Origin of the sequence: Rhodococcus sp. SG20037, from assembly GCF_031763325.1 — a bacterium.
Classification (GTDB): domain Bacteria; phylum Actinomycetota; class Actinomycetes; order Mycobacteriales; family Mycobacteriaceae; genus Rhodococcus_F; species Rhodococcus_F qingshengii.
Map to the genome: position 1 here is coordinate 2,925,393 of NZ_CP134497.1, position 22,409 is coordinate 2,947,801.

Here is a 22,409-nt window from a genome sequence, read left to right on the forward strand (position 1 = left end):
TAGGCAATGTCGGTACAGCCGGAGACGGCCCAAGCGCTCGTCGACACGATCTTCATGTTCGGCAGATCGCTGCGAGCCGCGGTCACCACCGGTGCAGACAGCCTGCTGCCGCCTGCGCTGGTCAGTGTGTTGTTCATGCTGGCAGCGCGTGGGGAGTGCCGACAGAACGAATTGGCCGTCGATCTGTGTGTCAGTCAGTCGTCGCTCAGCCGACAAATGTCGGATCTGGTCGACGCTGGGTATGTCGAGAGAAATCCCGATCCGGCTGACAAGCGGGCGTTCCGCATCCGAGTATCGGAAGAGGGACACGACGTTTTACGGAGAACCACGCAGCGGCGTGCGGCGCGTTTGCGCAACATGCTCGAAGACTGGAGCCAGGAAGAGGCCATGGCCGCAGTGACATCGCTGCAACGTCTCAACGAGACGTTCGGCGCATCGAATCGGCAGGCCTCACCGGCAGTTCCGCACACGGGCGTAGAAAGTATTGGGAGATAAGGCACATGGCAGCAACAGTAGGAGAAACCCGGGCAAGTACCGGAGGTGACGGATCGGCTCGCGAAGCGGGCGCGATGACTCACCGCGAAATTCTCGAAGCACTCACCGGACTCATCGCAGCGCTGTTCACCGCGCTGCTCAGCAGCACCATCGTTTCCACAGCGCTTCCCACGATCATCGGTGAACTGCACGGAACTCAGACGCAGTACGCCTGGATCATCACGACAGCGTTGCTCGCCACCGCGGCGTCGACGCCGATCTGGGGCAAGCTTGCCGACCTCTACAACAAGAAGGTCCTGGTCCAGACCGCGATCGTCATCTTTGTGATCGGCTCGGTCATCGCCGGCGCGGCGCACAACGTTCCGTTGCTGCTCGGTGCGCGTGTCATCCAGGGCATCGGTATGGGCGGTCTGACCGCTCTCGTCGTAGCCATCATCGGCACGATCATCCCGCCGCGAGATCGCGGTCGCTACTCCGGATACATGGGTGCGGCCATGGCCGTCTCGATGTCCGGTGGACCGATCCTCGGCGGCGTCCTCGTGGACACTGCCGGCTGGCGCTGGTGCTTCTACGTGTGCGTTCCGTTGGCAGTCATCGCACTGTTCCTGCTTCAGCGCACACTGCACGTCGAGACCGTGAAGAAGGACAACGTCTCCATCGACTGGATGGGCGCCACCTTGCTCACCGCCGGTGTCAGCGTCCTACTGATCTGGGTGTCGTTTGCCGGTCAGGACGACTACTACGCCTGGTTCTCGAAGGAGTCGGCCTTCTTCGTCATCGGTGGTCTGGCCCTGCTCGGCCTGACGATGTTCGTCGAATCCAAGGTCAAGGATCCGATCCTGCCGATCAAGATCATCACCGAGCGCACAACGGCTCTCGCGATCATCGCCTCGATCGCAGTTGGTGTCGGCCTCTTCGGCGCGACGACGTTCCTGACGCAGTACTTCCAGACCGCACGCGGATTCGATCCCACCGAAGCCGGATTGCTCACCATTCCGATGGTCGCAGGCATGCTCGTCGCCTCGGTCGGCTCGGGCCAGCTGATCACCAAGTTCGGTCAGTGGAAGCCCTTCATCGTCGCCGGCGCAGTTCTGCTGCTGGTCGGTTTCGGGCTGCTGTCGACGATCGACCACGCAACCAGCCTCTGGACCATCGGAATCTTCATCGCCATCGTGGGTCTCGGTACCGGCATGCTGATGCAGAACATCGTTCTCGCCGTGCAGAACACGGTCAGCGTCGAGAACATCGGCGCGGCCAGCAGTATCGTGGCGTTCTTCCGCACCTTCGGCGGCGCGATCGGCGTGTCGGTGCTCGGTTCGATTCTTGCGACCCGCGTCAAGACACTGACAGTCGATTCGGTCTCCACCTTGCCGCCCGAGCAGCAGGCAGTAGCTGGAAAGAGCCTCCAGGACGGCCTCGACCTGAGCAATATGCCTGACTTCGTCTCGCAGATCGTTCGGTTCGCCTACGGCGACGCAACAGGACGGATCTTCCTGGTCGCAGCCGTCGTCGCCGTGGTCACGCTCGTGTCGGTCATCTTCATCCCGAACCGTCCGTTGCGCACCACCATCGACATGGCAACCCCCGACGCCGAGCAGAAGTACGAAGAAGAGCGCGAAGAGAAGAACGAAGAGAAGAACCTCACTCGCTGATCCGCATGCCCGGCTGGTCTACTGCCGGCAGCGTCTTCTGAACTACTGTTGTCACGCCATAGCCCATCGAACGCGGACCGAGATCGATTCTTCGATCTCTCCGCGTTCGACGGCTATCGGGGCCGAATCCGCTTTCATGGCCGCGACACGTCCGCGCATCGGCACTATCTGGTCGAAGTCCTCGAGCACCTCGAGGACTTCGACCAGATCTTTGTCTGCCAGGTCTGCGAACTGTCTGGCCTTCGATTCGGCTGCCGTCCAGGCCAATTCGCGTGCTTTTGTCGCCAGATCGCTGCGGTCGTCGAGATCGAACTCCAGTCCGTCGAGCCGAATCGCGTCGCCACCCACCGATACACATGCCGCGATGACGGCAGCGGGGGAGTTCGCCGCTTCCGGCTCCAGCTCTCGCAGTACGACTCGGAAAGTTGTCGATGCCGTGAATCCTGTTGTCTCCTGGCGGCCTCCGTCGCTCCACTGAGTCTGCGGATGGACGCTCAGCCCGGCGGTGGTGAGGTCCGCTCCGCGCACACCGCGCGCGTGCAGGGTCTCGGTCAGCGCAGTGGACAGACGCGCGACGGCGTCGAATGCGTCGGAAACGGCCGTCTGTGTCACCGATACTCCGATCGTCAATCGCACGATGTCGGGAACAGCTGTTGCAGTGGCGGTTCCGGTCACCGTGACAGTGGACGGTTCCGAGGTGAAGGCGGTGGTGGGCACGTGTGGTTCCTATCCGATTCGTCCGGCGGATATGACACTCCGCAACATCAGGTCCAATTGCTCGTAGGCGCCCGCCGCCAGTCGTTCGAGAAGCGCAAGTTTCAACTCGGGTGCCTGTGCGGTCAGTTCTGCATATCGTTCCGGAGTCAGGACAGCGACGGTGACCGTGGAATCGGCGCGGATGTCATTGAGAAATGGAGTGTCGAGAAACATCGTCATCTCGCCGAACGTCATTCCGGCCGAGAGCGTCGTGATGCGGTGCTCGACCCCATGAGCATCGGTGAACATGGTGCTGACCTGGCCGCTGAGAATCAGATAGAACCCCGAGGCCGCTTCGCCTCGGCGGGCGATCTTCTCGCCGCGGGCATAGGTTCGCGTCTCCAACTCTGCGGAGAATCCCTCGATCTGCGCCGCAGACAGAGCATCGAGAACTGGGTGGTTCTCGATCGAGATCGTCGACGCCTGCCGATCGGCCTCACAATGCACCGCAAGCAGCGTGTCTTCGCACCACTGCATGGCGGAATCGAGATCCGCAAAAACCCGACCACTTCTTCTGGCGGGGTCGATGCTCGAACTTCGTTGTCCCAGCAGTCCTTGCGGATCGACGACGGCCACCGCACAAGCCTGCTCGGCCAGTTGAACCTGCAGTGCAGTGATCATGCGCACCGCGACGTCGCTGGCGTCGTCGACGCGGCGGACGTCGATGACGACAACTTCGAGGCCCTCGTCCACCGAGCCGATTTCGCGGACCGCCGATTCGGCACCGGTGAAGAGGAGATCGCCGTGCAGTTCGTAGACCCGGCTGCGCTTGCCGACGTCGTCGAGCACGGCTTGTTCGGTCGGGGTGCGTCGTACTCGCGACGGTGCTTCGATGACGCTGTATCTGGCCCGGATCGACGAGCGTGACGCCCGCGTCACGTGGAGGAAGTGCAGTTCGAGTTCCTTCGACAGCGCGCGGGCAGACGCAACTCCGCGAACACTGTTGCCGTGAACGTCGAGCCTGGGGGAGTACACGGCGATGCCGATCTGGCCCGGCAGAACCGCCAGCACTCCGCCGCCGACGCCGCTCTTGGCCGGCAATCCGACCTCCACCAGCCACTTGCCGGCGCCGTCGTACATCCCGCAGGTTGCCATGACACTGAGGACCTGTTCGACGCCTGCGGGTGCCAGCGCACGCTCGTGGGTGAGCGGATTGATGCCGTTGTTCGCCATCGTCGCAGCCATCAGACTCAGATCACGGCAGGTCACGTCGATCGAACACTGACGGAAGTACAGGTCGACGGCCTCGTCGGGATTGCCGGTGATGACGTCGAAGGATCGCAGCATGTGGCCGATCGCACGGTTGCGGTGACCGGTGCGGGCCTCGGAGGTGTAGACGGCTTCGTTGAAGGTCAGCTCGCGGCCTGCGTATCGCGAGTACGCCGAGCGGATGCGCTCGAAGCGGGCCTCGGGATTCGGTCCGGCAACCAGTGATGCAGCGGTGATCGCCCCGGCATTGATCATGGGGTTTCGTGGCCGTTCGGTGAGCGGGTCGAGGCTGATTTCGTTGAACGGCTCGCCGGATGGTTCGACGTCGATTTTCGCGGCAACCGCCTCGCTTCCTCGATCGGCGAGAGCCAAGGCGTAGGTGAAGGGCTTCGAGATCGACTGAATGGTGAACGGGATTCGCGAGTCACCGATCTCGTAGACGTAACCGTCTACGGTGGCGATGCAGATTCCGAACGAATCGGGGGCGACCGCCGCGAGTTCGGGGATGTAGTCGGCCAACTCGCCTTCGTCGAGTGATCGGACTTCGTCGAACACTCGCGTTATCAGGTCGTCGACCACAGTTCCCATACGTCGACCTTAAGCTGACATGGCGGTCGTTTTGTGGAAGAAGAGTTGCCGAGTCGATCGCGACGGATCCCATTTGTCTGTGATTGCGATCACGAGCGATCCGCGGGATTTCGCTGTTACGCGAAGTCACACCGGAATCGGGCCGAGTCCGCGTGTCGGTTCGCCGGAACGCTCCGTAGACTGGCAGCACTGTCGCGAAGACAGCCGCGGCGCGCACCGGTGCAGCTGTGAAGCACGGAGGGAGCGATCTCGTTGGGTGTTCTTGCCCGCATTCAGGGTCCTGACGATCTACGTCAGTTGAGCCACGCCGAGATGACGGAGTTGGCCGACGAGATTCGTGAGTTCCTCGTGCTGAAGGTCGCTGCGACCGGTGGTCACCTCGGGCCCAACTTGGGCGTCGTGGAGTTGACCCTCGCACTGCACCGAATTTTCGACTCGCCGCAGGACGCGATCATCTTCGACACGGGCCATCAGGCCTATGTACACAAGATCCTCACCGGTCGTCAGGATCAGTTCGACACTCTGCGTAAGCAGGGTGGACTGTCCGGGTATCCGTGCCGCGCCGAGAGCGAACACGACTGGGTCGAGTCCTCTCACGCTTCCGCCGCGTTGTCCTATGCCGACGGCCTCGCGAAGGCCTTCGCGCTGACGGGTCAGAATCGCCACGTAGTTGCCGTCGTCGGTGACGGCGCGCTGACCGGCGGAATGTGTTGGGAAGCTCTCAACAACATCGCGGCAGGCAAGGACCGTTCGGTGGTGATCGTCGTCAACGACAACGGTCGCTCGTACGCACCGACCATCGGCGGACTCGCCGACCATCTCTCGGCACTGCGCACTGCGCCGAGTTACGAGCGCGCCCTCGACAGTGGCCGACGCATGGTCAAGAGACTGCCCTGGGTGGGGCGCACCGCGTACTCCGTCCTGCACGGAATGAAGGCGGGTCTCAAAGACGCGGTCAGCCCTCAGGTCATGTTCACCGATCTGGGTATCAAGTATCTCGGACCGGTGGACGGACACGACGAAGCCGCCATGGAATCGGCATTGCGCCGGGCAAAGGCCTACGGCGGACCGGTCATCGTCCATGCCGTCACGCGTAAGGGCAACGGTTACGCACACGCCGAGAACGACGTGGCCGACCAGATGCATGCCACCGGCGTCATCGATCCCGTCACCGGTCGCGGCACCAAGTCGTCCTCGCCGGACTGGACGTCGGTCTTCTCGGCCGCATTGATCGAGCAGGCTTCACGTCGTGAGGACATCGTCGCCATCACCGCTGCGATGGCCGGGCCCACCGGCCTTGCGGCCTTCGGTGAAAAGTTCCCCGATCGGATCTTCGACGTCGGTATCGCCGAGCAGCATGCGATGACCTCGGCCGCCGGTCTTGCACTGGGCGGACTTCACCCCGTCGTAGCTATCTACTCGACCTTCCTCAATCGGGCTTTCGACCAGTTGTTGATGGACGTCGCACTGCTCAAACAACCGGTGACAGTCGTGCTCGACCGCGCCGGGGTCACCGGAGTCGACGGCGCCAGCCACAACGGCGTCTGGGATCTTTCGCTGCTCGGAATCATCCCGGGGATTCGCGTCGCGGCACCGCGTGATGCAGACACACTGCGGGAAGAACTGGACGAGGCGCTTCTCGTCGACGACGGCCCAACGGTCGTACGGTTCCCGAAGGGCGCTGTACCCGAAGCGATTCCGGCAGTGAAGCGACTCGACGGAATGGTCGACGTCCTCAAGGCCAGCGAGAGTGAGCGCGGCGACGTGCTCCTCGTCGCGGTGGGCCCGTTTGCATCCTTGGCGCTCGAGATTGCCGAGCGGCTCGACAAGCAGGGCATCTCGGTTGCCGTCGTCGATCCGCGATGGGTTCTGCCGGTCGCGGATTCGCTGGTGAAGATGGCGGACAAGTACGCCCTTGTGGTCACCATCGAAGACGGCGGTCTGCACGGCGGCATCGGTTCGACGGTCTCGGCCGCGATGCGTGCCGCCGGAGTGCACACGTCGTGCCGCGACATGGGCGTTCCCCAGCAGTTCCTCGATCACGCCAGCCGCGAAGCCATCCACAAGGAACTCGGACTCACGGCTCAGGACCTCTCTCGCAAGATCACCGGCTGGGTGGCGGGGATGGGCAGCGTCGGCGTCCACGTCCAGGAAGACGCGTCCTCGGCTTCGGCTCAGGGCGAAGTCGCGCAAGGCTGACGGCTCGTCTCACGATAATCTCGAAAAGCGGTGGCCCTCGGACCAATCCGAGGGCCACCGCTTTTCGGTGTGAAACCGTGAGATCTCGCTACTGGACGGATTCGAGTGTGCTGCCTCGCGTTTCCTTCACGAATCGCAGGACGACGAACAGCGACAACACTGCCATGACGGCGTAGCCGGCGTAGGTGTACGACAGATTCCAATCGGCCAGTGCCGGGAACGTCCAGGACACCAGGAAGTTCGCGACCCAGTTGGTGGCGGTCGCAATTCCGACTGCTGCAGCACGCACGCGGTTGGGGAACATTTCGGAGATCAACACCCAGACGACCGGGCCCCAGGACAGAGCGAAGAAGAACACGAATGCGTTCGCCCCGATAAGAGCGATAGTGGCATTGGCTCCGGTCAGCGTGGCCACAGATTCGCCGATCTCGTTCTTGGTCACTGTTGCCGAATGGAAACAGAACGCTGCGGTGCCCAGTGAGATGGCCATACCGGCGGAACCGACCAGCAACAACGGCTTTCGACCGACCCGGTCGATGACGGCGATGGCGACGAACGTACCGACGATGTTGACCAAGGCGCTCACGACGCTGATCAGCAGGGACCGGTCGGCGCCGAATCCGACCGCCTGCCAGAGGGTGCTCGAGTAGTAGAAGATCACGTTGATACCGACCAACTGCTGCAATGCGGCGAGTGCAATACCGACCCACACCAGATGGGAGACCCCGAGCCGCTTCGAGAAGAGTTGGCGGACTGTGGTCTTGGCTTGCTTCTCCGTCAGAGATTCGCGGATCTCGTTCATGCGTTCGGTGACGGCGTCGTGATCTCCACCTTCGAGATCGGAGATGATCTTGCGAGCACGATCGTCCTTGCCCTGCGCCACGAGGAACCGTGGAGATTCGGGAATCGTGGTTGTCATGATCAGGTACAGGACTGCGGGAACCGCCTCGAGCATCAGCATCCACTGCCAGGCTTCGAGGCCTGCGATCTGATTGCGATCACCACCGGCCGCGGCCTGGAGGGCGTAATTGACCAACTGCGACACGGCGATTCCGAGAACGATCGCCAGTTGGTACATCGAGCCGAGACGTCCGCGAATCGCGGCGGGGGAGATCTCCGCGATATAGGCCGGGGCGATGACTGACGCGAAACCGACTGCCAGGCCGCCGACCACGCGCCAGAACGTGAGGTCGTAGACGCTGAACGGAATTGCGGAGCCTACGGCGCCGATGATGAACAACACCGCGGCTATCTGCATGACGCGGATGCGGCCGAGTCGGTCGGCGAGTGTGCCTGCGATCCAGGCGCCGAGTGCTGCGCCGAGCAGAGTCAGTGAGACCGTGAGCCCGGTGCCCGAGGCGCCGATGTCGTACTTGTCTCGGATCGCACCGACCGCCCCGTTGATGACGGCGGTGTCGTATCCGAACAGAAAACCGCCGAGCGCGGCGGCGCCGGCGAAGAGCACTGCATGTCCGACGTCGGCGCGAGTAGCGCCTGATCCTCCGCCGGAGGCGGTTCCGCTGAATGCCATTCCTGCCCCCTCAAAGGCCCTACGGTCGACACCCCGATGCGCCGATCCATCCGCGAGCACTCTGCACGCTACGCCCACCGGGGCAGATTTGGCGGGGACTCACGCGCCGTTACCCAGCTGAGTCCATTCCCGCAGCGAATCAGCTTGACACAGTGATGTCGTATTGATTGCAGTTAGTATGCAAACAATATGGTAAGTGCAGGTGAGGGCGCTTTACTCGCCCGAGAGATGCTCGGCTTTTGCTGCGATGTCTTCGAGATCCTTCGCCATGAATTTCCGGGTCACCCGCCTCTCCGGCGAGCCGTTCGATACGGATCACGCCGGAGAGGGTTGTCGGGAAAATCTCGTTTCTAGGCGGAGGCGCGCTTTGCGGCTTCGCTCAACGTCGGTGTGATCTGGCCGAGGACCCACGGCGTGCTGAGGACGTTGACGTTGCTCAGTCCGCCGATGACGCGGGTGTCGCTGAGGAAGGCGGTAGATCCGCGCTTGACCGCGCCGAGTCCACCGACTGCGGGTATGCCGGACGGATCACCGGAGCCGTCGGTGAAGCCGACAATCACATCGGCGTCGATGTCGGCGATGTTCTCGTAGGAGATCGTCTTGAAGAACGATCCACCTGCATTGTCCGCGGCGAGCTTCTCGACGCCCGGTGCGTTGACGAACCCGAGTTCGGTCAGCACCTGGACCCGCGGATCAGTGGGCAGATAGACGTTGATGTTGCTCGAATCGGTGTCGAAGTTGACCACTGCCAATGTCTTTCCGGCGAACTCCGGGTGGGCTGTGGCGGTATCGGCGAGAGTCGCGTCGAGGCCGTCGACGAGCTGGTCGGCCTCTTCGCTCTTGCCGACTGCCTTGCCGACGATGCGGGTCTGGTCCTGCCAGGATGTCTGCCAGGCCGCGCCGGGGTAGGCGGCCGTCGGTGCGATCTTGCTCAGTTGGTTGTAGACGGATTCCTCGAAGCCCTCGTACGGCGCGAGGATGGCGTCGGGGGTCAACGACGCGATGGACTCGATCGGCGGTTCTCCGCTGGCCGGCATGTCGAAGAGCGTTGTCTTGTCCGCGTCGAAGTAGTCCTGCGCCCAGGGCATGACGCCGTTGTCGTCCGCGCCGTAGGTGTACTTGGGCTGTCCGACCGGAGTCAGATCGAGTGCGTACAGGATGTCCTGCGCGTTCCATCCGAGGGTGACGAGGCGCTCGGGCTTCGAGTCGATGGTCGTGGTGCCGAAGGTGTTCTCGATGCTGACGGGGAATCCGTCCGTACCTTGGGATGGCGTGGATGTGCCTGAATCCGAGGAGCACGAGACAAGTGCGGTGACCGCGATTGCAGCCGCACCGAGGGCAGTGAAGCCCCGAACAGAAGTTTTCATGAAGGGCAGCCTAACCTACTGAATTTCGGCAGCCAAACGAAACCGATTGTGCCGTTTATGCAGGTGGGAGTCGGATCTGGACCGCGTTTCTCAGTGCACCGTTTCGGTGGGCAATACTTTCCTCGTGCGATCACAGCAGAAGATTCTCGGTGCCGCCCTCGGACTGATCGAAGGTGGCGGATTCGAGGCTGTGAACATTGCCGCAGTTGCCACCGCGGCCGGTGTCTCGCGCCAGACGGTGTACTCGATTTTCGGCACACGTGAAGAGGTCGTCTCCCAGGCGATGGGCGGTCTCGCTGTCGAGGTTCTCGGGGAGATCACGGCACAGGTGGAGTCGGTCGACACGGCGTGTGAATACGTCGTCGAATTCATCGTTGCCGCGCGAACTGCCGTGCGTGCTCACCCGGTGCTCGCGACTCTGCTCCTCGCTGAGCGGGGAAACCCTGTCTTCGATCTCGAAATGATGAGTCGAGCAATACCTTTCGCTGGTCAGATGCTCACCCCTATGGTCGAACGTGGCCTCGCCACCGAGGCGGAGTTGGATGAGATAGTGGAAATTGCCGTGCGACTGGGGCTTTCGGTTGTTGCATTCGACAGTGACCTCGTACATTCCGACGACTCCTTGCGGGCCTTTCTCTCGAGGTGGCTCGGGCCCGCAATCCGGTCGACCTCGTAGTTCCTTGCCTGCTCCGCCAAAACCTTGACACTCGAGCGTCAGAGTGTCTAGTTTTGGCGTGCCCGGAATTCTCTGGCGACATTCTTCGAGGGAGCACCAGTCATGTCCGGAGTGAAACGTAGATCATTCTTGGCCGGTACGGCCGCCGTGGGAGTCGCGATGATGGCGCCACGCACGGCCAGGGCTGCAACAGGGATTCCGCTGACACGTGAAGTGCACCGTGCCGTGGTTATCGGATCGGGGTTCGGCGGCGGGGTGACGGCACTTCGCCTGGCCGAGGCGGGGGTTCCGGTCACTTTGCTGGAGAGAGGGATTCGGTGGCAGACCGGGCCGAATGCCGAAACTTTTCCGCACCCAGCCAGTCCGGACAAGCGCATCCTCTGGCATCAGTCCAACCCGACTCTGTTCGGCAGGCCGGCGATCTTCGAGCCATACGCGGGTTTGTTGGAGACGGTGACCGGTGAGAACATGACCGCGATCTGCGCAGCCGGTGTGGGCGGCGGATCGCTTGTGTACCAAGGGATGACGCTGCAACCGGAAGAAGTGGTCTTCAACACGCACTTTCCGGAGGAGCTCGATTACGCACGAATGGACCGCGTCCATTACCCGCGGGTGGCGCGGATGCTGCAAGTGGAAACTGCACCAGACGAACTGATTTCCAGCCCGAACTACGAGGCGGCACGTGTATTCGCGCGTAACGCAACGCGTTCCGGTCTACCCGTGTCGAAGATTCCGATGCCGATCGACTGGAACTTCGCGTTGGCCGAACTGAGGGGTGAGATGAAGCCGTCTTACACCAACGGTGACGGCGCGCTCGGTGTCAACAACGGTGGCAAGCATTCGGTGGATGTCACCTACATTGCGGCTGCGGAAGCGACCGGATTGGTGAATGTGGAGACTCTGCACCAGGTCACCGATGTCGAGCGGGCTGCCGACGGACGGTGGCGCGTGTACGTGGACCGGACCGACATTTCCGGCAAGATTCTCGAGAACAAGATCTTGACGACGGATGCGCTCGTCATGGCTGCCGGCAGCATGAACACCACCAAACTCCTGGTCCGCGCCGCGGCGACGGGGCGGATCACGGATCTGCCGGACGAGCTCGGCGCAGGGTGGGGGACCAATGCCGATCGGATCTACATCTGGTCGGATCTCGCCGAGAACTTCGGTGCGACGCAGGGCGGGCCGGTCGTCTACGGCAGCCGGAACTGGGACGACCCGCATAACGCGTTCACCGTCATTCAGGCGTCGTTCCCGCCCGTTGCGTTCGACGCTCACAGCACGGTGATGGTCGGATTCGGTGTGAGCCGCGACCGAGGTCGGTTCGTGTACGACTCGGCGCGGGGTGAGGCGGTGCTCCGTTGGCCGAAGGACGGGGATTCGGCGATCCAGCAAGGCCACATCGGACCTGCGGCCCAGCAGATCGCGGCAGGAGGACTGCTCACCGACACGAACGCGATACTGCCGTCCACGTGGCATCCCCTCGGCGGTGCCTGCATGAACTCGGTGTGCGATCTCGATGGGCGGATTCTGGGCCAGCGGGGGTTGTACGTGCTCGACGGCGCTCTGCTGCCGGGAAACTCCGCTGCGTGCAATCCGTCGATGACCATCGCCGCCGTCGCGGAGCGTGCGCTCGAGAACATCGTGAAAGACGATGTGGGAACACTCTTCTGAGCCTGCAGAACGTCACGGACGGCGTACCCGAGGGCACGCCGTCCGTGACGGGTCGATCGACTGACTCAGACGCTGGCAACACCGGGCGCGAGGAAGCGCTTGCCGTTGACGGCCTCGGAGGTACCGGTCCGGTCCAGGTACGGCGTGATGCCGCCGTTCCAGAATCCGAATCCGCCGCCGAGCAGCAGGCAGAGGTCGATGTCCTCGGCTGCCGCTACGACGCCCTCGTCGAGCATGATCTGAATTTCCTCGGCAAATGCACGACGTGTGCGCTCGAGGACCTCTTCCGAAGTTGACACCTTGTCACCCTGCGGCCACAGTGCGGCGACCTCGGGGTCGACGGCCTGACCGTTCTCGCCCCAGGTCCACACGCCGGGCTTGCGGGCCTCGACGAGTGCTTCGAGTCCGGGTGAGCTCTTGAACCGGTCCGGGTACGACTCCTGCAGGGTCTCACCGGTGTGCAGTGCCACTGCGGGTCCGACGAGGGCCAGCAAGGTGAACGGCGACATGGGCATGCCGAGTTCGGCGATGGCATTGTCTGCGACGTCGAAGGGGGTGCCTTCGTCGACGGCGGACATGACCTCACCCAAGGTGCGGGTGACGAGGCGGTTGAAGACGAAGCCGGCTTTGTCGCCGCAGAGGACGGCGGACTTCTTCAGCGACTTCGCGGTGGCGAAAGCCGTTGCGAGAGTGGCATCATCGGTCTTGCTGCCCTTGATGATCTCGAGGAGGGGGAGAACGGCCACCGGGTTGAAGAAGTGGAAGCCGACCACACGCTCGGGATGTTCGAGGCCGGACGCCATCTCCGTGATGGAGAGCGAAGAGGTGTTGGTGGCGAGGATGGTTTCGGGAGCGATGAACTGCTCGAGTTCCGCGAAGACCTTCTTCTTGACGTCCATGTTCTCGAAGACGGCTTCGATGACGAAGTCGGTCTTGGCGAACGCGGCCTTGTCGAGGGAACCGGAGACGAGCGCCTTGAGGCGGTTCGCAGCGTCGGGGGATAGGCGCCCCTTGCCCTGGAGCTTCTCGATTTCGGTGTGGACGTAGCCGACACCCTTGTCGATGCGTTCCTGGTCGATGTCGGTCAGGATGACCGGCACCTTGAGCTGGCGGACGAAGAGCAGCGCGAGCTGGCTGGCCATGAGGCCGGCGCCGACGATGCCGACGCCGCTGACCTTACGAGCGAGCGAGCGGTCGGGTGCTCCGGCGGGACGCTTGGCGCGCTTGTTCACCAGATCGAAGGCGTACAGACCTGCGCGGAGTTCGTCCGTCAGGAGGAGGTCGGCAAGAGCCTCGTCCTCGGCCGCGAAGCCCTTGTCGAGCGAGGCGGCATCGGTGATGTCGGTGCTGCGAGCCAGTTCGAGTAACTCGACGGCCTTGACGGCGCCGGGAGCGTTGCCCTTGGTCTTGCCGTCGACGATCGCCTTCGCACGAGCGATCGCGTCGTCCCAGCCCTGGCCACGATCGATCTCGGGGCGAGCGGGGGTCACTGTGCCGGCGAGGACCTGCGACGCCCAGGCGAGGGACTGCTCGATGAAGTCGGCGGAATCGAGAACGACGTCGACGACGCCGAGTTCGAGTGCCTTCTTGGGGGAGAGCACCTTGTTCTGGTTCAGCGAGTTCTCGATCACCACGGTGACGGCGTTCGACGGGCCGACGAGGTTGGGGAGCAACTGGGTTCCGCCCCAACCGGGGACCAGACCGAGGAATGCTTCCGGAAGACCCAGTGCGCCCGCATTGGCGGCAACCGTGCGGTAGTGGCTGTGCAGTCCGACCTCGAGGCCGCCGCCCAGAGCGACACCGTTGATGAAGGCGAACGTGGGAACGGACGACTCACGCAGGCGTCGGAACACCTTGTGACCCAAGCGGCCCAGCTCGAGTCCCTGCTCACGAGAGGTGATCGCGGGAACACCCTTGAGATCCGCGCCGGCGGCGAAGATGAACGGCTTGCCGGTGACGGCGATGGCAACCGGGTTGGCGGCAAAGGCTTCGTCGAGGGCGGCGTCGAATGCTGCGAGTCCGCCGGGACCGAAGGACGACGGCTTGGTGTGGTCGAAGCCGTTGTCGAGGGTGATCAGTGCAAACGGGCCCTCGATGCCGGGGACCGAGATGATCTTCGTGTAGGCGTTCGTCACGACCTCGTCGGCGAATGCTGTTGCAATATCAGACATTTAGTTAACTCCTGCCTGGTAGTCAGCGTGGTTCGGGTTCTCCCAGATGACGGTGCCGCCCATGCCGAGGCCGATGCACATGGTGGTCAAGCCGTAGCGCACGTCGGGACGCGTCGCGAACTGGCGGGAGAGCTGCGTCATCAGGCGAACGCCCGAGGAAGCGAGGGGGTGGCCACACGCGATGGCGCCGCCCCACTGGTTGACGCGCGGGTCGTCGTCGGCGATTCCGTAGTGCTCGAGGAACGCGAGGACCTGAACGGCGAACGCCTCGTTGATCTCGAAGAGTCCGATGTCCTCGATCTTCAGGCCGGTGCGTGCCAGCAGCTTCTCGGTGGCGGGAACCGGGCCGATGCCCATGACGGCGGGGTCGACGCCCTGGTAGGCGAAGCCCACCATGCGCATGCCGACCGGCAGGCCGAGCTCGGCTGCGGTGTCCTCACCGGCGAGCAGTGCTGCGGTGGCACCATCGTTGAGTCCGGCTGCGTTACCGGCGGTGATGCGTCCGGCCGGGCGGAACGGCGTCTTGAGCTTCGCGAGATCTTCGACGGTGGTTCCGGGGCGCGGCGGCTCGTCTTCGGTGGCCAGACCCCAGCCCGCGGAACTGCGGGTGGCGACGGGGACCAGGGTGTCGGCGATGAAGCCGGCCTTCTTGGCAGCGTCGTACTTGTTCTGGCTGTTGACGGCGTAGGCGTCCGTGCGGTCCTTGGTGATGGTCGGGAACCGGTCGTGCAGGTTCTCGGCGGTGTTACCCATCACGAGGGCGCTCGGGTCGACCAGGCGGTCGGCGAGGAAACGCGGGTTGGGGTCTGCGCCCTCACCCATCGGGTGGTGACCCATGTGCTCGACGCCACCGGCGATCACGACGTCGTACTGGCCGAAGCCGATGCCCGACGCGGTCGTGGTGACGGCGGTCATCGCGCCGGCACACATGCGGTCGATGGCGAATCCTGGAACGGTTTCGGGGAGACCGGCGAGGATCGCAGCGGTGCGGCCGATGGTCAGGCCCTGGTCGCCGGTCTGCGTGGTGGCTGCGACGGCAACTTCGTCGATCCGTGCGGGATCGAGCTGCGGGTTACGGCGAAGCAGCTCACGAATCGCCTTGACGACGAGATCGTCTGCGCGCGTGTCGGCGTACATGCCTTTCGGGCCGGCCTTGCCGAACGGGGTGCGAATGCCGTCGACGAAGACGACGTTGCGTTGGTTGTTTGTGGATGGAGCCACGCGAATTCCTCCTGATGGAGCTGCCCACCGCACCGAAGGGCGGTGAGACGTTGGTTCGGCGATCACGGCCAGGCGTCCGGCCTCGTATCGAGCGTACTACTGCCCATTACTGACCGGTAACTTAACGTGCCGAATTGCTCCAACCTCACACCGGGGTCAGGTCAGGATTCCGGCTCTTCCACTTCGGGCTTGGCCGGGACCACGGAGTTCAGTGCCTCGGCGAGGACGGGAACGGTCAAAGTGCGTTGCCAGCCACGTGCGCCACCGGAAGTGAGCTTGGTCTCGATCGCACTCTCGACTTCGGCGATGTCCGAGTCGGGTTCCAGTTTCCAGTCCCAGCACAGGCGCCTGACCAGGTCGGGTTGGAGCAGATTCTCCACGGGCACCGAAACCTCTTTGCTCAGGTCCGACAGTGCTGCGCGCGCCGCGGTCAACCGATCAGCCGCCGCTGGATCCTGGCGGGCCCAGCGACCGGCAGCGGGCGGCCCGACGATGGGCGGGGTTTTCGGCGGAAGCTCGCTGTCGGGGAGCTTGCGCGCGGCTTCCAGTGCATCCATCCAGATACGCGAATAACGGCGTTGACGTGGTCCGCCGAAGACGGGAAGCGAGCGGAGCGTGTCCAACGACCGAGGATCTTTGAGAGCGGCATCGATGATCGCGGAGTCAGGAAGAACCCGACTCGGGGACACGTCGCGCTTGCGTGCGAGATCCTCGCGCGCCTGCCACAGCGCCCGTACTGCCGCCAACTGACGGGTGGTCTTGAGTGAGGTGATGTGCGACGTACGACGCCAGCGGTCCGGTTTGGGCTTGGGCGGGCCGGCCAGACGGATGTACTCGAACTCTTCCTTCGCCCACTCGAGCTTGCCTTGGGATTCGAGTTCGGCTTCCATTGCGTCGCGCAGTTCGAGAAGCACTTCGACGTCGAGGGCGGCGTAGTTCAACCAGGCGTCCGGCAGCGGACGTGTCGACCAGTCCGCAGCCCCGTGACCCTTGCGAAGTTCCACTCGCAGGGTTCGTTCCACGATCGCGGCGAGTCCGACTCGCTCGAACCCGGCCAGTCGTCCGGCCAGTTCGGTGTCGAACAGCTCGGCCGGCGTCAGGCCCAGTTCGGCGAGGCCGGGGAGATCCTGATCGGCAGAGTGCAGCACCCATTGCAACGGGTTGATCACCTCGGCCAACGGCTGCAGGTCTTGCGCTGTCGGAATCGGGTCGAGAAGGAACGATCCTGCTCCTTCGCGTCGAAGCTGGATCAGGTACGCCCGTGCCGAATAGCGGAATCCGGATGCGCGCTCGGCGTCCACGGCGAGCGGGCCGTGGCCGGAGGCCAGCGCGGCCGCGGCGTCGGCGACACCGGCGGCAGTGGTGATGACGTCCGGAACTCCGTCACGCGGAACGAGCAGCGGAACTACGTCGGAGGTGGGCTCGGTTGCATCATCGGTGACTTCGGACATGGTCACTGACTCTACGTCGCAGTCGGGGCCGGGGTTGTCACCTCAGCGTCGAACAGTTCGTCGAGTGCGGCTCCGAAACCTTGCGCGAGCTGGTCCAATTCGGGTGCCAGATCGGAGCAACTGACGATGCCGACGTCGAGTTTTCCGTCGAGAGACATCACCGTCACGTTGAGACCTGCTCCGTGAAAGATCGGGCCGAGCGGGAACATTCCCTTGATCTGGGCACCGAGGAAGTAGAGCGGGACCGGCGGTCCAGGCACATTCGACACGACCAGGTTGGACACGACGGGGTGACGCTCGGCGAGTTTGAGCGACGAGTACACGCGCATGGCGGCGCCGAACACCGCCGGCGAAGCGAACTGCGACCAGTCCTGGAGCATGTTCGCGCCCAGAGCCTCGTTGTGATTCTTCGAGGTGGCGTTGTAATCGCTGATTGCGTGCAGGCGTTCGACCGGATCGGCGATCTGGGTGCCGAGTTGCGTGAACATGCCCGAGATCTGGTTCGTGCCCGGACGATCGGATTTGCCGTGGACCGACACCGGCACCATGGCGACGAGGGAATCCTCCGGCAGCTCGTCCCGGTCCTCCAGATACTTACGCAGTGCCCCGGCGCAGAGCGCGAGAACCACGTCGTTGACCTTGACCCCGTGACGGTCCTTGACGGCTTTGACCTTCGCGAGATCGAGTTGGCTGAACGCGACGTTGCGGTGACCGGTGATCGCGCCGTTGAACGAGGTCCGCGGCGCGGTGAACGGAGCAGGCATCGCTTCACCCTTTCGTGCACGCGTCACCCACTTCGGGAGCATGGCGATTCCGCCGGGGACCAGACGGGCAATTCTTGCGGGTCGGGCGATGACGGCCATGAGTCCGCCGATGGCGATGTCCAGCGTTCCCGCGTCGCCCGCACCCTGTGCGGTGGGATCCACGAGCGCCGGGGAATCCGGTTCGAGACTGCACAGCTGAGCCAGGATGTTCGCGCCGGTGACACCGTCGGCAGCGCTGTGATGGATCTTCGACATGACGGCGATCTGTCCGTCGGCAAGTCCCTCGATCACCCACATCTCCCACAGCGGTCGGGAACGATCCAGCGGTTGGCTCGCGATGTGTCCGGCGAGCTCTGCCAGTTCCGCGTGTGTGCCGGGAGCAGGTACCGCGGTCCGATGGCAGTGCCGCTCGATGTCGAAATCGTGATCGTCGACCCACACGGGGTAGTCGAGATTGAGACGGGAATCTTTGAGTTTGCGCCGGAAGGTCGGCATGGTGGCCATTCGCGAGTCCAACTCGCGAAGCAGCTTCCGGTAGTCGTAGCCGCCCGGGATGGTCGTGGGGTCGAGCAGGACAAGTCCACAAACGTGCAATAGCTGGGTCGGTGTTTCCAAGTAGAGGAAGGTCGCGTCGAGTCCGCTGAGACGTTGCATGACTCATTCTAGAACGGGTTCTAGTATTTTTCCGGGGGAATGCTCAAACGAGTGACAGAGTCAGTCGTTCTGCCGCGACAGCGTAGTTATCCCGGCAGGCGGAAGCCCCGCCGCGTACGCGAGAACCTCGCAGAAAGCCTCGACGTGGTGAGCCAATTCGGACGAAGTTGCAGTCCAGGACGCTCGCAACTCCAGTTGATGGGCTCGCGGAGGCCCGGCGATGTCGCCGTACCGCACGGAAGTTGTAGCTGTGACCGTACCGCCCAGGGCCACAAAAGGTTCCGGTCCGGCCTCCAAAGCGTCCACCAGCCAACTCCAGGCTACTTCGGGAAGTAGTGGATCCGCGGCGACGGCTTCGTCGAGATCGGCCTGGATATACGCCACCAACCGCATGGTGCCGTTCCACGCCTCGTCGCCGTCCGGATCGAACAACAGGATCAGGCGGCCGAAAGCGTCACCTTCGGACTGCTCGGCCACGACGTCGGAGTCCGGGTGGAGAACCTCGGCCCCCACCGCGTGGCTGTACGGAGCGAGACGCTGCGGCGGGCGGATGGGGCCGACCTCTATCTCGGGCCGAACCCGCGCAGCGGTCATCGCCTCCACGGCGGCACGGAACTCGGCCGGGTCGGCTGTCGATCCGGATGTCGTCACAGGTCAGGACGTTAGTCGGGGATGCGGGCGGGGAGGTGGAGGCGCGCCGACCGAGTGTGGCTCGGGTGTGTGGCCGCTCACGAACCGCTCGGGTGTCCGATCCCGAGTGTGGGACGTGGCAGCATTGAGTCGATCGAAGACACACGTTGGCGGAGAGCGCGAGGACTGATGAGCGGGTTGGACAACATGAATTCAGGCATTACCGGGTCGGCGGAGTACAGCGCTCGGCGAGTCTTGCCCGACGCACCGTTGCTTGCCGCGGCGACCGGACGCACTCCGAGTCGACGGCCGGTGTGGTTCATGCGTCAGGCCGGGCGTTCGTTGCCGGAGTACCGCGAGATCCGCGCCGGGATCGGCATGTTGGAATCTTGTTTCGATCCGGCGCTGGTCTGTGAGATCACGATGCAGCCGGTGCGCCGTCACGACGTGGACGCGGCAATCCTGTTCTCGGACATCGTCGTTCCACTCAAAGCCGCGGGAATCGATCTCGACATCGTTGCCGGCGTCGGACCGGTGGTCGCCAATCCGATTCGCTCCATCGCCGACGTTGCAGCACTTCCGCGACTGGTCCCCGAAGAGGTAGGCGCAATCGCGCAGGCCGTTCGGCTTCTCACTACCGAGTTGGGCTCCACGCCGCTGATCGGCTTTGCCGGAGCGCCGTTCACTCTGGCGTCGTATCTGGTCGAGGGTGGTCCGAGCCGGAACCACGAGAAGACCAAAGCGCTCATGCACTCCGATCCGAAGACCTGGCACGCGTTGCTCGGAAGTTTGGCCGACACGACGATCTGCTTCCTGCAGGCGCAGCTCAAGGCGGGCGTCGACGCGGTCCAGCTGTTCGACTCGTGGGCCGGCGCGCTCTCGCTGGCCGATTACCGGGAATTTGTTCTCCCGCATTCCGAGCGAGTGTTCGCCGAGGTTGCCGCTGCCGGCGTCCCGCGTATCCACTTCGGTGTCGGCACCGGTGAACTTCTCGGCGCGATGGGGGAGGCAGGCGCCGACGTCGTGGGTGTCGACTGGCGGATTCCGCTCGACGTCGCGGCTGGTCGTGTCGGTCCGGGTAAGGCGCTGCAGGGCAATCTCGATCCCGCCGTACTGTTCGCGGGCCCCGAGGTGATCGATCGTGAGGTGCGCCGGATCGCCGCCGAAGGGGACCGCGCGATCGAGGCCGGTGCCATCGGCCACATCTTCAACCTCGGCCACGGAGTTCTTCCCGACACCGATCCCACGGCGATCACCTCGGCGGTGGAGCTGGTGCACTCGCTGTGACAACGACTCGGCCGTCGGTCGCGGTGATCGGAGGCGGAATCTCCGGTCTGGTTGCCGCGTACCGGCTTCGGCGCAGTCTGGGCTCCGAAGCGGACATCACGATCGTCGACGACTCACCGCGGCTGGGCGGGAAGCTGCGAACGATTGATCTGGGCGGTGGCCCGATCGACATCGGTGCCGAGGCTTTCATCGCCCGTCGGCCGGAAGTTCCTGCGCTTCTCGCCGAGCTGGGACTGACCGATCAGATCGTCTACCCCGCGGGCCTGAGTCCGTTGATCTGGTCTCAGGGCTCACTGAATCGGTTGCCGACCGGAACCCTGATGGGAATCCCGGCTTCGGCGGAGTCGGTTCGAGATCTTGTCGACGAGCAGACCCTGGCGCGCATAGCGGCCGAGGCCGGCGTCCCGCTGGAGTGGACCCGCGGTTCCGATTGCAGTGTTGCCGAACTGGTTTCGCAGCGATTCGGTGATCAGGTGGTCAGCCGATCGGTGGATCCGCTTCTCGGTGGGGTGTACTCGGGGCTGGCGGAGACCATCGGCGTGCGTGCAGCTTTGCCGACACTCGCTGCGGCCCTCGATGCGGGCTCTCGGAGCCTCACGGATGCAGTCGCAGCCGCATTGCCGACGCCTGCACCGGGGCCGGTGTTCGGAGCGCTCAGAGACGGGTACGGCATCCTGCTCGATGCGCTGCAGCAGGCCGCCGACGCGACCTTCGTCCGTGGCGAGGCTTCTGGGTTGCGCAGCGACGGGGCTGGTTGGAACGTCGATCCGCTCGGAAGCGTCGACGCGGTGATTCTGGCCGTCCCGGCGCCGCGCGCGGCGGCGCTGTTGGCCGGAGTCGATGCGGATGTTGCGAGTACCGTCGCTCGGATCGAACTGGCGTCGTCCGCGGTGGTGGCGCTCCAGTTGTCCGGGCAGGTCGAACTTCCGCAGAATTCAGGGATCCTGGTAGCCACCGACGCCGACCTGACCGCCAAGGCGTTCACGCTGTCGAGCCGAAAGTGGACACACCTCGCTGATCGCGGTGAGCACCTCGTTCGGGTGTCGTTCGGTCGATTCGGTGCATCGGAGATCGTCGACCGGCCGGATGGTGAGTTGATCGACTTCGCGCGCGCCGATCTCGAGACCGTGACCGGAATCACCGAGGAGCCAGGCGCGACCTTCGTACAGCGGTGGCACGGAGGTCTTCCCCAATACGCCCCAGGTCACACGGAAATCGTGGCTGAAATCGAGTCCGGGATGACGCAGTTCGACGGCCTCGCCCTGGCCGGGTCGTGGCTGCACGGCGTCGGGGTTCCGGCGTGTGTCGCAGTCGGCACGACGGCGGCTACACGGATATTCGAGCGAGTGGCACGATAGACCCATGGCACGCCTTGATTTCGACAAACTGAACTCTGAAATCCGTTACCTCATGTTCTCCGTGTTCCAGGTGGAACCCGGTGTGCTGGGCGATGATCGGGAAGCTGCGGTCAAGGACGCCCGCTTGTTCTTCGAGGGTCTCGAAGACAAGGGCGTCGTGGTTCGCGGGATCTACGACGTCGCCGGCCTGCGCGCCGACGCGGACTTCATGATCTGGACCCACGCGGCCACCATCGAGGAACTGCAGGCCGCGTACGCGGATTTCCGTCGCACCACCGTCCTCGGACAGGCCAGTGCTCCCATCTGGAGCAACTCGGCGGTGCACCGCCCCGCGGAGTTCAACAAGAGCCACGTGCCCTCGTTCATCGCGGGTGAGGATCCGGGCGACTACATCTGCGTCTACCCGTTCGTCCGCTCGTACGAGTGGTACCTGCTCCCCGACGAGGAGCGTCGCAAGATGCTCGCCGATCACGGTATGGCTGCTCGTTCGTACAAGGACGTTCGCGCCAACACGGTCCCGGCCTTCGCCCTGGGGGACTACGAGTGGATTCTCGCGTTCGAAGCACCCGAGCTCATTCGTATCGTCGATCTGATGCGCGATCTACGTGCCACCGAAGCTCGCTTGCACGTTCGCGAAGAGGTGCCGTTCTTCACCGGCCCGCGCGTGGACATCGAGAAGCTGGTCCTTTCCCTTCCCTGATCTGCTTCGAAAGTAGTTTCTGTGAC

At 63.8% G+C, this 22,409-nt stretch carries 17 protein-coding genes; 8 read left to right on the top strand and 9 right to left on the bottom strand.

The features are described from left to right. Nucleotides 1–6 precede the first annotated feature (6 nt). Nucleotides 7–495, top strand: coding sequence for a MarR family winged helix-turn-helix transcriptional regulator (locus RHP72_RS13600; RefSeq protein WP_003942624.1), 489 nt, complete (start codon nucleotides 7–9; stop codon nucleotides 493–495). A 5-nt stretch (nucleotides 496–500) separates the two neighbouring features. After that, on the top strand, nucleotides 501–2,147 hold the full coding sequence (locus tag RHP72_RS13605; RefSeq protein WP_311094773.1) for an MDR family MFS transporter: 1,647 nt from the start codon (nucleotides 501–503) through the stop codon (nucleotides 2,145–2,147). A gap of 51 nt (nucleotides 2,148–2,198) precedes the next feature. On the opposite strand, the gene RHP72_RS13610 is transcribed toward RHP72_RS13605, so the two are convergent. Further along, entirely contained in the window at nucleotides 2,199–2,864 is a 666-nt protein-coding gene (locus tag RHP72_RS13610) for an SIMPL domain-containing protein (protein ID WP_311094774.1), read from the bottom strand. 9 nt (nucleotides 2,865–2,873) lie between these two features. Further along, the gene (gene glsA, locus RHP72_RS13615) at nucleotides 2,874–4,700 is read right to left on the bottom strand and encodes a glutaminase A (RefSeq protein ID WP_311094775.1); all 1,827 of its coding nucleotides are present in this window, start codon (nucleotides 4,698–4,700) and stop codon (nucleotides 2,874–2,876) included. 252 nt (nucleotides 4,701–4,952) lie between these two features. On the opposite strand from glsA, the gene dxs reads away from it, so the two are divergent. Next, entirely contained in the window at nucleotides 4,953–6,899 is a 1,947-nt protein-coding gene (gene dxs, locus RHP72_RS13620) for a 1-deoxy-D-xylulose-5-phosphate synthase (protein ID WP_311094776.1), read from the top strand. An 88-nt stretch (nucleotides 6,900–6,987) separates the two neighbouring features. Here dxs and RHP72_RS13625 read toward each other — a convergent pair whose 3' ends face one another. Beyond that, nucleotides 6,988–8,430 (bottom strand): sugar porter family MFS transporter, encoded by a 1,443-nt coding sequence (locus RHP72_RS13625; protein ID WP_007732869.1) that lies wholly within the window; start codon nucleotides 8,428–8,430, stop codon nucleotides 6,988–6,990. A gap of 350 nt (nucleotides 8,431–8,780) precedes the next feature. Further along, nucleotides 8,781–9,797, bottom strand: coding sequence for an iron-siderophore ABC transporter substrate-binding protein (locus tag RHP72_RS13630; RefSeq protein ID WP_311094777.1), 1,017 nt, complete (start codon nucleotides 9,795–9,797; stop codon nucleotides 8,781–8,783). Between the two features lie 124 nt (nucleotides 9,798–9,921). Here RHP72_RS13630 and RHP72_RS13635 point away from each other — a divergent pair, with 124 nt between their 5' ends. Together RHP72_RS13635 and RHP72_RS13640 are read left to right on the top strand one after the other, a co-directional pair. Further along, entirely contained in the window at nucleotides 9,922–10,473 is a 552-nt protein-coding gene (locus RHP72_RS13635; protein WP_042920005.1) for a TetR/AcrR family transcriptional regulator, read from the top strand. Nucleotides 10,474–10,575: 102 nt separating this feature from the next. Then, entirely contained in the window at nucleotides 10,576–12,147 is a 1,572-nt protein-coding gene (locus RHP72_RS13640; RefSeq protein WP_311094778.1) for a GMC oxidoreductase, read from the top strand. 65 nt (nucleotides 12,148–12,212) lie between these two features. Here the strand turns inward: RHP72_RS13640 and RHP72_RS13645 are convergent, their stop codons facing one another. From RHP72_RS13645 to RHP72_RS13665, 5 genes are all read right to left on the bottom strand, one after another. Further along, nucleotides 12,213–14,318, bottom strand: a complete 2,106-nt coding sequence (locus tag RHP72_RS13645; RefSeq protein WP_007732875.1) for a 3-hydroxyacyl-CoA dehydrogenase NAD-binding domain-containing protein — start codon at nucleotides 14,316–14,318, stop codon at nucleotides 12,213–12,215. Continuing rightward, nucleotides 14,319–15,539, bottom strand: coding sequence for a thiolase family protein (locus RHP72_RS13650; RefSeq protein WP_003942598.1), 1,221 nt, complete (start codon nucleotides 15,537–15,539; stop codon nucleotides 14,319–14,321). 161 nt (nucleotides 15,540–15,700) lie between these two features. After that, nucleotides 15,701–16,990 (bottom strand): ribonuclease D, encoded by a 1,290-nt coding sequence (locus RHP72_RS13655; protein ID WP_311094779.1) that lies wholly within the window; start codon nucleotides 16,988–16,990, stop codon nucleotides 15,701–15,703. 11 nt (nucleotides 16,991–17,001) lie between these two features. Continuing rightward, nucleotides 17,002–18,408 (bottom strand): wax ester/triacylglycerol synthase family O-acyltransferase, encoded by a 1,407-nt coding sequence (locus RHP72_RS13660; RefSeq protein WP_003942594.1) that lies wholly within the window; start codon nucleotides 18,406–18,408, stop codon nucleotides 17,002–17,004. A 60-nt stretch (nucleotides 18,409–18,468) separates the two neighbouring features. Continuing rightward, the gene (locus RHP72_RS13665; RefSeq protein WP_003942604.1) at nucleotides 18,469–19,059 is read right to left on the bottom strand and encodes a DUF3000 domain-containing protein; all 591 of its coding nucleotides are present in this window, start codon (nucleotides 19,057–19,059) and stop codon (nucleotides 18,469–18,471) included. A gap of 168 nt (nucleotides 19,060–19,227) precedes the next feature. On the opposite strand from RHP72_RS13665, the gene hemE reads away from it, so the two are divergent. Genes hemE through hemQ form a run of 3 tightly spaced genes read left to right on the top strand, consistent with a single transcriptional unit; the run spans nucleotide 19,228 to nucleotide 22,383 of the window. Continuing rightward, complete coding sequence (gene hemE, locus RHP72_RS13670; protein WP_030536874.1) at nucleotides 19,228–20,325, top strand: uroporphyrinogen decarboxylase; 1,098 nt, start codon at nucleotides 19,228–19,230, stop codon at nucleotides 20,323–20,325. After that, nucleotides 20,322–21,683, top strand: a complete 1,362-nt coding sequence (locus tag RHP72_RS13675) for a protoporphyrinogen oxidase (protein WP_311094780.1) — start codon at nucleotides 20,322–20,324, stop codon at nucleotides 21,681–21,683. Before hemE ends, RHP72_RS13675 begins: the two co-directional genes overlap by 4 nt. A 4-nt stretch (nucleotides 21,684–21,687) precedes the next feature. After that, on the top strand, nucleotides 21,688–22,383 hold the full coding sequence (hemQ, locus tag RHP72_RS13680) for a hydrogen peroxide-dependent heme synthase (RefSeq protein ID WP_003942644.1): 696 nt from the start codon (nucleotides 21,688–21,690) through the stop codon (nucleotides 22,381–22,383). The last annotated feature ends 26 nt before the right edge of the window (nucleotides 22,384–22,409 follow it).